The following is a 12,349-nucleotide window of genomic DNA, read 5'->3' on the forward strand; positions in this document are numbered from 1 at the left end:
GAAAATTTTAACAAAATGATTGAGTGGAAAACCGCAAAAGAATACGAAGATATTACTTATAAAAAGTGTAATGGTGTTGCAAGAATTGCATTCAACAGACCGGAAGTACGAAATGCATTCAGACCAAAAACTACTTCAGAATTGTATGATGCATTTTATGATGCATCAGAAGATCCTTCAATAGGTGTAGTTTTGCTTTCAGGTGAAGGACCAAGCCAGAAAGACGGAGGCTGGGCTTTTTGCAGCGGAGGCGATCAGAAAGCAAGAGGAAATCAGGGATATGTAGGAGAAGACGGAAGACACCGATTGAATATTCTGGAAGTGCAGCGTCTCATCCGTTTTATGCCAAAAGCAGTAATTGCGGTAGTTCCGGGTTGGGCTGTAGGAGGCGGTCATTCTCTTCACGTAGTTTGCGACTTAACGCTTGCCAGTAAAGAACACGCAATTTTTAAACAAACCGATGCTGATGTAACAAGTTTTGACGGCGGTTACGGTTCTGCTTATCTTGCAAAAATGGTGGGACAGAAAAAAGCCCGTGAAATTTTCTTTTTAGGAAGAAATTATTCGGCACAGGAAGCTTTTGAAATGGGAATGGTGAATGCCGTAATTCCTCATGATGAGCTGGAAGATACAGCTTATGAATGGGCGCAGGAAATTTTAGCCAAATCTCCGACTTCTATCAGAATGCTGAAGTTTGCCATGAATCTTACAGACGACGGAATGGTAGGACAGCAGGTTTTTGCCGGAGAAGCAACCCGTTTAGCCTATATGACCGAAGAAGCCAAAGAAGGCAGAAATGCTTTTCTTGAAAAAAGAAAACCGAATTTCGGAAAAGATCAGTGGATCTCGTAAATATACATCAAGAGTAATAGGTAATGAATGATACGTCATTGCCTGTTATTTTGTTAATGGAGTCAAACTGGTTGGTTTATACAATCTTGCAGAATATTATAAAATTTATATAATCAATTAAAACAGAAAAATTACTGTAATATGCAGCAAAACTTTCAAAACCCGCAGATTTTTGACATAGAAATTCCAGATTTTGAAAGTCTGGAGATGGTTTCTGTTTCACCAAAATATCTCAACATTATTTTGTTTAATAATATTTTGTTCTCAATATTTATTATCTCTGCATTTTTTGTTTCTTATTATTTTTTTAGTGGAAATTTTACAAAATTGCAGATTATCGCTGTGGCGTTGCTGTTTTTTTTCCTGATTGTATATGTTTTCTTAAGCTCAGTTATCGGTTTCAAATTCAGGAAATATGCAGTTCGTCAGCATGATATTGTTTATCAGTACGGTTGGCTGAAAAGAAATATTATAATTATTCCTTTTACAAGAATTCAGCATATAAAGGTAGAACAGGGGTGGTTTTCAAAGATTTTAAGCTTAAAATCAGTTTCTGTTTATACAGCAGGCGTGAATGGCGGCGATATTTCTATTCATGGTTTGCCGGAAGACAAAGCTGAAGGAATCAACCATCTGATTATGAATACAATTTCATCCGAAAATAATGAAGATGGAGGAGAAGTATAATTCTTTTTTTACTCCACAAAGGCAGTCCAAAATCGGGATTGCTTTACTGTTTCTATACAACACGGGCGAAGTGATTAAAAATTCTTGGATTTTTATTTTCTTGTTTTTTTTCAGAGATAAAAAATTTGACTTTTGGATTGTTCTTTTAATCGTATCTACTGTATTTTTAATTCTCAGCATATCTGCTGTAATGCAATATTACAATTTCAGATATTATATTGATGCTAAGAACGAGGAGTTTATTATTCACAAAGGAATTATCAATAAATCTTCCACCAAAATAAAGATCAGAAATATTCAGGAGGTTAATATTTCCCAGCCTTTTATTCATAAACTGTTTAATATTTTTAAATTGGAAGTAGACAGTCCGGGAAGTTCCGAAAAAGAAGTTTCTATCTCTGCCTTATCCAAACAAAATGCTTATGACTTAAAGGCTTATCTGCTTGAAGAGAAAAATATTGAAATACAAAATGAATATATCAGTTCAGATGATGTAACGGGAATTTCAGCCAAAAAGCAGTTCAGAATTTCTAATATAAGTATCTTAAAGTATGGACTGACTGCCAATTATGTCCGAAGCTTTTTTGCATTGATAAGTTTGGTAATTTATGGAATTACGCAGCTCAATGATCTTCTCAAAAAGGCTGAAGTGGATGCTCAGATTGATTATGATCAAATTGAAAAAAATGTGCTGAGCTATTCATTACCCATCTTACTTGGAATGACCATAGTGGTTTTAGTTCTTGGTGTTCTGATAAATTCGGTACGGATAATCATTCGTTATTTTAATTTCAAAATAGAGGAAAATTACAGAAATTATTCTTTTGAATATGGTTTGTTCAGCACTAAAAATGCTATCGTAACCAAATCAAAAGTTCAGGTAGTAACCGAAATTCAGAATTGGATCCAGAAAAAAATGAATGTATCTCTGGTAAAATTTCTGCAGATAGGAAAAGATGAAAATGAAAAAAATGTTTCTTCCGTTCCGGGAATTAGCCATAACGAAAAAGAGCATTTGATTGGCTCAATATGGACTTCGACACCGCAGTTCAATAATTTTCTTAAACCTAATTACAGATTGTTGATTGTCAATCATATAATTTGGGTTTTATTTCCTTTTTTAATGGTGTTTTTTATTGATAAGAGTATAATAATTAATTACTGGGAAGCTGTTGTAATCACTTTTATGATCATAGAAATAATTATAGTTTTTTCTTATCTGAATCTCAGATTGTTTTATAATGAAAGCTTTATCAGGCTGCGTTCCGGTTTTTGGGATGTTCATTACAGAACTTTTGAAATAGACAAGATTCAGACTGTGAAAATTTCTCAGTATTTTTGGCAAAAGAAAAGTAATCTTGGAAGTATAACGTTTTACACTTCTGCCGGAAAATTCGGGATTTCAGCTTTGGATTTTTCTGAAGTCAAAAAGCTTTTCAATAATATTATTTATAAAATAGAAACTTCTAAAAACAGTTAAAAATATTTATGTCAGACTGGATAAAAGCCGCAAGGCTGAGAACCTTACCGCTTTCTCTAAGCGGAATTATCATGGGATCTTTCATCGCAAAGTGGAGGCTTTGGGAACAGGGCGGAACTTGGGACTGGAAGATTTTTGCGCTGGCTATTCTGGTGACATTACTATATCAGATTCTTTCAAACTATGCCAATGATTATGGTGACGGCATCAAAGGAACAGATAAAAACAGGATTGGCGAAGCAGAAGCAAGAGCAGTGGCATCCGGCAAAATTACTGCAAAGCAAATGAGAAATGCGGTGATTATTTTCTCTGTTTTATCTTTTGTTGCAACCGTTGCACTTTTATATACTGCATTTATTCCGGATCATACCCAAGAGTTTTATATCTTCATCGGATTGGGAGTAGCAAGTATTTTAGCGGCAATCGGTTATACTGTCGGCAAAAAGCCTTATGGTTACATGGGTTTGGGAGATCTATTTGTTTTTATATTTTTTGGATTGGTTTCTGTGGGGGGAAGCTATTTTCTGTTTACCAAAACTTTTTCGTGGGACATATTACTGCCTGCAACGGCAATCGGAATGATGAGTATGGCTGTTTTGAATCTAAACAATATGCGGGATATAGAAAGTGACAGGCTTTCCGGAAAAAACAGTCTGGCTTTAAGAATAGGATTCAGAAGTGCAATGATTTACGAAATCGTGTTGCTTCAGCTTCCATTGATTCTGATTCTTGTTTTTTTGGGAATTAATGGCTTTATAGAATCCGGTAATTATAAAGTGTTTATTGTGATGATTTTACTCCTGCCATTAATGAAGATCCGTCGTCAGATTATGGCAGTAAAAGAACCGAGAGAGCTTGATCCCTTCCTGAAGCAGGTAGGAATCATGACTTTAATGATGGCGGTTTTAACGGCTGTTGGATTAAATTATTTTAGCTAAAAAATTAAAAAATGAAAATACAATTTTTAGGACAAAACTGTTTTTTGTTCACGTATAAAGAAAAAACAATTCTTTGTGATCCTTTTTACAACTATCAAAAGGAGCAGTCAGGATTTGATATTACTGCTCAGAAAATTAATTATATTCTGCTTACTCATGCTCATGAAGATCATATTGCTGATGTAGGAGAAGTTTTGAAAGAACACCCTGATGCAGCTGTTATTGCTGTTCCGGAAATATGTGGATATTTCGATAATGCACAAAATAAAATTGATATCAATCTTGGAGGATCAGCAAAAATAGAAGACCTGAAGATTTCTATGGTTCCGGCGCATCATACAAGCTCATTTCCGGACGGAACGTACGGAGGTGTTCCTGTAGGATATATTTTCAGGCTTCCTGAAGGTAAAAACGTGTACTTGGCAGGAGATACAGGGGTGATGGCAGACATGGAACTTTTTCCCAAACTATTCGGTCATTTAGACCTTTCTATTCTTCCTGTCGGAGGTCACTATACAATGTGTGCAAGAAAAGCAGCATTTGCAGCAGCAGAATTATTAAAAACACCAAAAGTAATCGGATGTCATTTTGATACTTTTCCGCCTATTGAGATCAATCATGATGATGCTTTGAAGCATTTTGCTGATAAAAATATTGAATTGGTTTTACCGAAACTGGGTGAAATTTTTGAAATATAAAAAATAAAGAGATTAAGTAATTTATAAATCATCTTAATCTCTTCACTTAAATAAATAAAAAATGGCAAGCTACCTAAATCACACCGCTACAACCGATTACCTTTGCTGCGTTCCCACCCTGGAGGATTCTCAGGAGCTGGTTGTTTAGGACTTGCCGTTGCAAAGATAGGAATTAATTATAAACTTAAAAATATTATTAAAGAAAAATCTTCGAAAAACGCCATTAAAACAGCTAAAATGCTGAAATTTAGAGCAATATTTTTCAAGATTTTTTCTAAAAACTGAAATTATGACGAAGAGTTCGGTAACCTTAGGAATTTTGCTTTTTGCAGCTACAATGTTGATCTTTTTTGTAGTCTATTTTTTCTTCTCGGGAATTAATTATTTTGATACTTCATTGAAAGTCAATACTTTTGTGCTTCCTGTTTTTTATGCTTTAGCTGCATTTTGGTCAGTAAAATCCCGTTGGAACAAACAAAGAATGGGCTTCAGAGAAGCTTTCAAAAGAGCTTTCGTTCCGATGTTTGTAGGTGGTTTTCTATCTGTTGTAAGCATTTTTGTATTTCTTAATTTTATTGATACCGATGCAAAGAAGCTGCTTAACTATCAGTATGTTACAAGACAGAAATCTGAATTGGATAAAGAATATAATTCTGCAAGAAAAATTCTGAAACATCAAAAAGATATTGATGAACTTGAAGAAAAATATAAAGAAAGTCTTCAAAGATTCAGTCCGGAGATTATCAAAGGAAAAGATATGCTTACAGCCAGTCATTTTTCAGGATATTTTGCGGCAATTCTTATATTTTACGTAGTTTTGTCGTTGTTTTTCGGAGCTTTTTTCAGAACAAAAAAAGTCTACACCGAAAATACCAATCAAGAATAAATTGTTATAAAAATTAAATGAATTTATCTATCGTTATTCCGTTGCTCAACGAAGAAGCATCTCTTGAAGAATTGTTTTCAAGAATTGATAATACCTGCAAAACCAGTCAGTTATCTTATGAAGTGTGGTTTGTAGATGACGGAAGTACAGACCTTTCCTGGAGCATTATTGAGAATTTGAAAATCCAGCATCCCCAGATTCACGGGATAAAATTTTCCAGAAATTACGGGAAATCTCAGGCTCTGCATGCTGCTTTTGCAAGGACAAACGGTGACGTTATCATCACAATGGATGCCGATCTTCAGGATTTTCCGGAAGAAATTCCAGAATTGTACAGAATGGTAATTGAAGAAAATTATGATATTGTTTCCGGTTGGAAAAAGAAGCGTTTTGATAATGTAATGACCAAAAATATTCCATCAAAACTCTTCAATGCGGCAGCAAGGAAGGTTTCAGGAGTGTATCTTCATGATTTCAATTGCGGCTTAAAAGCCTATAAAAAACAAGTTGTAAAATCCATTGATGTGTACGGTGATATGCATCGTTATATTCCTGTTTTGGCAGCCAATGCCGGCTTCAGAAGAATTACCGAAAAAGAAGTGCCGCATCAGGCAAGACCCTACGGTACTTCCAAATTCGGAACAGAAAGGTTTATCAGAGGCTTTTTGGATCTGGTAACACTTTGGTTTGTAAGTCGTTTCGGAGGAAGACCCATGCATTTTTTCGGAGCAGTGGGAACTTTAATGTTCATCGTTGGTTTTCTTTCAGCATTTTGGCTGGGAATTTCAAAACTGATTGACGTTGCGAGAGGAATTTACGGTCATTTGATTACCAATAATCCATGGTTTTTTATTGCTTTAACGATGATGTTAATGGGAACTTTGCTTTTTATCGCAGGATTTTTAGGAGAAATGATCATCCGAACCAACAGAGAGCATAAGAATTATAATATTGATGAAGTGATATAATATGAAAAAGCTGCTCTTTACGATAATTTTGATTACCGCCGTTTCCTGCGGAGAAATTTCTCCGAAAGGAAATTTAGATAAAAAAGAAGTGGATGTTGAGGAATTTGTTAATCTTGATCTAAATGGCAAATTCCGGGTATTTTATGCAAGAGGACCGGAAAATTTCGTTGAAATAGAAACATATCCCAATATTGCAGATAATCTGGATATTGATGTTGATGATAAAACCCTTTCAATTAAGGAAAGCAGAGACACAAAAGGAGTCGATTTTTATAATGTAACCATTTATTCAAAATATAATTTAGAAAAAGTTTCAATTTCAGATTCTGTAGAAATGAATATTTCAAGCGAAATTAAGACAGATAATTTCAGATTAAATTTAAAAAATTATGCTACTTTTATGGGGTCAATCAACACCAGAAGAGCTGAAATTGACATGAAAAACAAAAGTAGAGCTAATTTTTTGGGCAGAACTGAAAATGCGGTAATTAAGATTTCTGACACCGCCAGTCTGATAGCACCGTATTGGAAAATCGTTAATCTAAACATTGATTCTAAAAATGGAAATTATGCCGAAGTTAATGTAAAAGATTCACTTAAAGGAAATGTGAAAAACACAGCGAAGTTTGTGTATTATAATGATCCGATCAGGGCTTTTAAGGTAGAAAAAACAGCCAAAGTTGAGAATAAGAAATTGAATTAATTGGAAGAGAAAAAAATATACACGGTAGAAACACTTATTCATGTCGATTTCAGAGATCATGTGAATCTGCGTCCGCAAATGTATTTTAAGGATTGCTATACTGAAAATAATTTAAATTCAATTTTGATTGGTACATTATGTCATGCAATTGACGAACATATTGATAATAAATGTGATGAAATTTTTATCTATACACGTGGAAATTCATTAAAAATAAAATATAATGCAGGAATGTCTTTAGAAAAATCTTTGGATTTAACCAAGGCTGAATCTATTATGACAAAAATAGGAGCTTGTAGCAACGAGAAAAAACACTTGAAAGTAGGTCATGAATTTTGTCATTTAGGAATGGCAGTCATTAATGCAGCAGCTGAAAAGGCTGAATTAAAAACGGTTTGGAATAAGCAAAATGGATATTTTCTTTTTGAAAAAGGGCATACAGTTTTGAGAGATTTTTCTAAATCTGATTTTTCTGGAGAATCTACAACAATCAATTTTGAAATGAATAAAGAAATTTTTGGAGATTTTACTTTTGAACTAAATGATCTGCAACTGAAATTAAATTTATTAAAAGAAAAATTACCTAATTTAGAAATCAAACTATATAAATAAACGCACAAATACAAATATGACAACATTAGAAAAAGCCCAACTTTGGTTAGGCGATACATTCGATAAAGAAACGAAAGATGCAGTTCAATTATTAATTGAAGGTAATTCTCCGGATTTAGAAGACTCTTTTTACAGAGAATTAGAATTTGGAACGGGCGGAATGCGTGGAATTATGGGTGTTGGAACCAATCGTTTGAATAAATATACATTAGGTCAGGCAACTCAGGGACTTGCCAATTATATGTTGCAGCAGTTTCCTGATGAGCAGATAAAAGTTGCGATTGCTTATGATGTAAGAAACAATTCAAAAGAATTTGGAAAATTGGTGGCAGATGTTTTAACGGCAAATGGAATTAAAGTTTTGCTTTTCAAAAACCACAGACCGACTCCTGAATTATCTTTCACCGTTCGTGACAGAAGCTGTCATGGAGGGATTGTTTTGACAGCATCTCACAATCCACCGGAATACAACGGTTATAAAGTATATTGGAATGACGGAGCGCAAATTGTTCCGCCACATGATGAAGCCATTATCAATGAAGTATATTCTGTAAAATTTGAAGAAATTAAATTTAACGGAAATAATGATTTAATCGAATGGATCGGAGAGGAGCAGGATGATGTTTATATCGATGCATGCATTGAAAATTCTACTTATCAGAATGTAGGAAAAGAAAATTTGAATATCGTTTTCACATCCATTCACGGAACGACATATACAACAGTTCCAAAAGCTTTGGAAAAAGCAGGTTTTAAGAAAATTGATCTCGTAAAAGAACAGATGATTCCAAGCGGAAATTTCCCAACGGTAGATTCTCCGAATCCTGAAGAACCTGCAGCTTTGGAAATGGCAATGGATTTAGCGAAAATTACCAATGCAGATATCGTTATCGGAACAGATCCGGATGGCGACAGATTAGGAATTGCTGTAAGAAATCTGGAAGGTGAAATTCAGTTGTTAAACGGAAATCAGTGTAATACCATTTTGACGTATTATATTTTGGATCAATGGAAAAAGCAGGGTAGAATTACAGGTAAAGAATTCATTGGTTCTACGATTGTAACTTCAGATATTTTCTTTGATATTGCAGAAAAATTCGGTGTTGACTGTAAAGTTGGATTAACGGGATTCAAATGGATCGGAAAAATGATCCGTGATTTTGAAGGTCAGGAAAAATTTGTTTGCGGTGGTGAAGAGAGTTTCGGCTTTATGACAGGAGATTTTGTTCGTGACAAAGATTCTTGCGGAAGTATCATTTTAGCCTGCGAAATTGCAGCTTGGTGTAAAGCCAACGGGAAAACGATGTACGAATATCTGATTGAAATTTATCAGGAAACCGGAATGTATTACGAAGGTTTGATCAACATCGTTAAAAAAGGAAGAGACGGAGCAGAAGAAATTCAGAATATGATGAAGAATTTCCGTGAAAATCCGCCAAAATCATTGGCTGGTTCATTAGTGGAAGAAGTAAAAGATTTTAAAGAACAGACCAATTTTGTAGTTTCTGAAAACGAAAAGCACGTTATGGATGATATTCCAAAATCTAACGTATTGATTTATTACACACAAGACGGAACAAAAGTTTGTGTAAGACCTTCAGGAACAGAGCCAAAAATTAAGTTTTATGTTTCTGTAAAAGAAAGTTTATATTCAAAAGAAGATTTCAAATCTACATTAAAGTCTTTAGAACAAAAAATAGAAGAAGTAAGAAAAGATCTTCAATTAAATTAATAAAAGAATTTAGAAATTAGATTTTATTGCGCATTTCAGAATGCTCTAGATCTAATTTCTAATTTCTAAACTCTAATTTCTAATAAAAAAAAAGTGAAAGTTTCAAAATTAGCAGCGAACCTCATTGGTTCTGAAATTGTAAAAATTGGTAATGAAGTAAATGATCTGAAAGCGAAAGGAGCACAAATTGCTAACCTTACGATTGGAGATCTGAACTCAAATATTTATCCGATTCCTGTAGAATTGAAAGAGGAAATTCAGAAAGCGTATCAGAATAATTTAACCAATTATCCGCCTGCAAACGGACTTTTATCTTTAAGAAAAGAAGTTTCTAATGATCTTAAAAAAAGATGGAATCTTGATTATGATGCGAATGATATTTTAATTACAGCAGGTTCAAGACCGTTGATTTACGCTGTTTATAAAGTAATAGTTGACGAAGGCGATAAGGTAATTTATCCTACACCATCTTGGAACAACAATCATTACGCATATCTTACTTCTGCCGATGCAGTTGAAGTAAAAACTACCCAGGAAAACAATTTTTTACCTACTGCTGAAGAGTTGAGACCTCACCTTAGCGGAGCTGTTTTACTGGCTCTTTGTTCGCCACTTAATCCTACAGGAACCATGTTTACAGAAGTTCAGCTAAGAGAAATCTGTGAAATGATTCTTGAAGAGAACAGCAAAAGAGGCGCGGACGAAAAACCTTTATATTTAATGTACGATCAGATTTATTCTAATCTTACTTTTGGTGGAAAACATGTAGATCCTGTTTCACTTTTCCCGGAAATGAAAGAATTTACCATTTATATTGATGGTATTTCAAAATGTTTGGCAGCAACAGGAGTTCGTGTAGGATGGGGATTTGGTCCGTCTCATATTATTGATAAAATGAAAGCTTTGCTTACTCACGTTGGAGCCTGGGCGCCAAAACCGGAGCAGGAAGCAACGGCAAAATATTTTCAGAATCCTGAAAATGTAAATGCTTTTATCACAGACTTTAAAAATAAGCTTGAAACGAGCTTAAAAGTTCTTCACAACGGCATTCAGGATCTGAAGACAAAAGGTTTATCGGTAGAAAGTATTGAGCCGATGGGTGCAATGTATCTTACCATAAAACTTGACTATATCGGAAAAGTAAAACCCGACGGAAACAAAATTGAGACATCATCAGATCTTGTATTTTATTTAATCAATGAAGCGGGAGTTGCTTTGGTTCCGTTTTCAGCTTTCGGTGAAGAAAAAACTGAGCCTTGGTTCAGAGCTTCAGTCGGAGGTTTGGCAACCGATGAAATTGAAGTAATGATGCCGAAATTGGAAAATGCTTTAAATAACTTAAAATAGTGTAAAATAATTTTTTAATTTTACAGAAAAGTTGATTCTTAAAATAAGAATCAACTTTTTTATGATGAAACAAATTAATTTAAAATAAACACAAATGGAACATGAAAAAGATTCCAGCAATAAGCTGAATCAAAACAATTCACATCAAAACAGTAATTCGCACTCTGATGACTTTTCAGAGCTTCAAAATTCCGAAACTGAAAATACAATTTCTGTAAATGAAATTCAGGAAAAACCTTTAGAAGAAAAGCCTAAAGAAACCTTACCAATAAATGAACAGAAGAAAAAAAATCCGTACAAAATTGCTTTTTTTAGTTTGGGTGGTATAATCCTTTTAGGGGGAGCAGCTTATTTTGGCTATAAATATTATAAAGATCATCAGGTAAAGCCTATGGTTGAAAATACATGTTTAGATACTGATACAAAAATTTATGACGCATATAAAGATGCCGTCGTAATGGTAAAACACAGATATGCTTTTGTTGCAAAGATTAAAGGAAAAGAAATTCAGCTCAATATTCCTGAGGTATCAGAAGAAACACTTTTCGGAACTGCTTTCTTTGTGGATAAAAAAGGGAATATGATTTCTAACAGTCATGTTTTACAGCCTTGGTATTCTTCTGAAAATATTGATAAAATTAATACTGATGCTTCAAACATACGTAGAAAAATTGCATCAATTCTTACAACGGATATTTCTGAAGAAGGTTATGAAACATTTATTGCATCCAATTGGGGAAATGCTTCTTTAGAATCTAGTGAAGAAAGCGATTATCGTGAAAATGAAGAAGGCGATGGTGAAGAATTTATCAGCTCAAATGAGTCAACTATAACAGTAGATTCGGCAGCCGAGGCTGGAGATATTGCAGCTTCTATCCCACAAAAAAATTATGTTTCCGAAGATGATATTGAAGTATATATGAAGACGATTGATATTTCTGTAGCACTTCATAATTCAGCTGAAGAATGGCTGTCTTGCACAATAGAGAAAATCTCCGAAGATCAATCTATAGATTTAGGAGTTTTACAATTAAATACTAAAGAAACACCCAATACCGTTGTAAATATTATTAATCTTGAGAATGCTGTAACAGATGATCAGACTTTACGTCCGGGAGAAAAAGCTGTAATGATTGGCTATCCTTTGGGTGAAGATTTGGCACAAACGATTTCAGGAATTAAAGTACAGTTGTACAACGGGCAAATCAGTAAAGAATCTGATGGTACAAAAATTCAGTACAGTGTTACTTCAACTCACGGAGCAAGCGGATCTCCGATTTTTAATAATTGCGGACAATTAATTGCCGTAAATTTCAGCGGAATAGATAAGGTTCAGGGTTTCAATTTTGGTATTATTGCTAAACGGATTGATAAGGTATATCCATTCTTAGCTCATAAATAACAGATTAAAACTGTACTTTAGAATATCAATATAAATGCAAAGAT

12 protein-coding genes and 1 other RNA gene are annotated in these 12,349 nt (G+C 34.1%); 12 read left to right on the forward strand and 1 reads right to left on the reverse strand.

Translation table 11 applies throughout. From position 1 onward, the window contains the following. Window positions 1-15: 15 nt before the first annotated feature. From FNE73_RS15575 to FNE73_RS15595, 5 genes are all read left to right on the forward strand, one after another. Window positions 16-852 (forward strand): 1,4-dihydroxy-2-naphthoyl-CoA synthase, encoded by an 837-nt coding sequence (locus FNE73_RS15575; RefSeq protein ID WP_143885479.1) that lies wholly within the window; start codon window positions 16-18, stop codon window positions 850-852. 141 nt (window positions 853-993) lie between these two features. Then, window positions 994-1,539: a PH domain-containing protein gene (locus FNE73_RS15580; RefSeq protein ID WP_143885480.1), complete on the forward strand. Its 546-nt coding sequence runs from the start codon at window positions 994-996 to the stop codon at window positions 1,537-1,539. Next, on the forward strand, window positions 1,523-3,019 hold the full coding sequence (locus FNE73_RS15585; protein ID WP_185147365.1) for a PH domain-containing protein: 1,497 nt from the start codon (window positions 1,523-1,525) through the stop codon (window positions 3,017-3,019). The genes FNE73_RS15580 and FNE73_RS15585 overlap by 17 nt, the downstream gene beginning before the upstream one ends. Window positions 3,020-3,027: 8 nt before the next feature. Beyond that, window positions 3,028-3,957, forward strand: a complete 930-nt coding sequence (gene menA / locus FNE73_RS15590; protein ID WP_143885482.1) for a 1,4-dihydroxy-2-naphthoate octaprenyltransferase — start codon at window positions 3,028-3,030, stop codon at window positions 3,955-3,957. A gap of 11 nt (window positions 3,958-3,968) precedes the next feature. Beyond that, on the forward strand, window positions 3,969-4,655 hold the full coding sequence (locus FNE73_RS15595; protein WP_143885483.1) for a metal-dependent hydrolase: 687 nt from the start codon (window positions 3,969-3,971) through the stop codon (window positions 4,653-4,655). 59 nt (window positions 4,656-4,714) lie between these two features. On the opposite strand, the gene ffs is transcribed toward FNE73_RS15595, so the two are convergent. Then, window positions 4,715-4,812, reverse strand: an RNA gene (gene ffs, locus FNE73_RS15600) — signal recognition particle sRNA small type. Between the two features lie 132 nt (window positions 4,813-4,944). Here ffs and FNE73_RS15605 point away from each other — a divergent pair. From FNE73_RS15605 to FNE73_RS15635, 7 genes are all read left to right on the forward strand, one after another. Continuing rightward, the gene (locus tag FNE73_RS15605) at window positions 4,945-5,541 is read left to right on the forward strand and encodes a DUF4199 domain-containing protein (RefSeq protein ID WP_143885484.1); all 597 of its coding nucleotides are present in this window, start codon (window positions 4,945-4,947) and stop codon (window positions 5,539-5,541) included. Window positions 5,542-5,558: 17 nt separating this feature from the next. Further along, window positions 5,559-6,509 carry a glycosyltransferase family 2 protein gene (locus FNE73_RS15610; protein ID WP_143885485.1) on the forward strand — a complete coding sequence of 317 codons (951 nt, stop codon included), beginning with the start codon at window positions 5,559-5,561 and terminating at the stop codon, window positions 6,507-6,509. Window position 6,510: 1 nt separating this feature from the next. Beyond that, complete coding sequence (locus FNE73_RS15615; protein WP_143885486.1) at window positions 6,511-7,212, forward strand: GIN domain-containing protein; 702 nt, start codon at window positions 6,511-6,513, stop codon at window positions 7,210-7,212. Further along, entirely contained in the window at window positions 7,213-7,824 is a 612-nt protein-coding gene (locus FNE73_RS15620) for a hypothetical protein (RefSeq protein ID WP_143885487.1), read from the forward strand. 16 nt (window positions 7,825-7,840) lie between these two features. Next, window positions 7,841-9,556 (forward strand): phospho-sugar mutase, encoded by a 1,716-nt coding sequence (locus tag FNE73_RS15625; protein ID WP_143885488.1) that lies wholly within the window; start codon window positions 7,841-7,843, stop codon window positions 9,554-9,556. A 93-nt stretch (window positions 9,557-9,649) separates the two neighbouring features. After that, entirely contained in the window at window positions 9,650-10,903 is a 1,254-nt protein-coding gene (locus FNE73_RS15630) for a pyridoxal phosphate-dependent aminotransferase (RefSeq protein WP_143885489.1), read from the forward strand. Window positions 10,904-10,997: 94 nt separating this feature from the next. Then, window positions 10,998-12,305 carry a trypsin-like peptidase domain-containing protein gene (locus tag FNE73_RS15635; protein WP_143885490.1) on the forward strand — a complete coding sequence of 436 codons (1,308 nt, stop codon included), beginning with the start codon at window positions 10,998-11,000 and terminating at the stop codon, window positions 12,303-12,305. Window positions 12,306-12,349 lie beyond the last annotated feature (44 nt).

It is taken from the genome of Chryseobacterium binzhouense, from assembly GCF_007474545.1.
GTDB lineage: Bacteria > Bacteroidota > Bacteroidia > Flavobacteriales > Weeksellaceae > Chryseobacterium > Chryseobacterium binzhouense.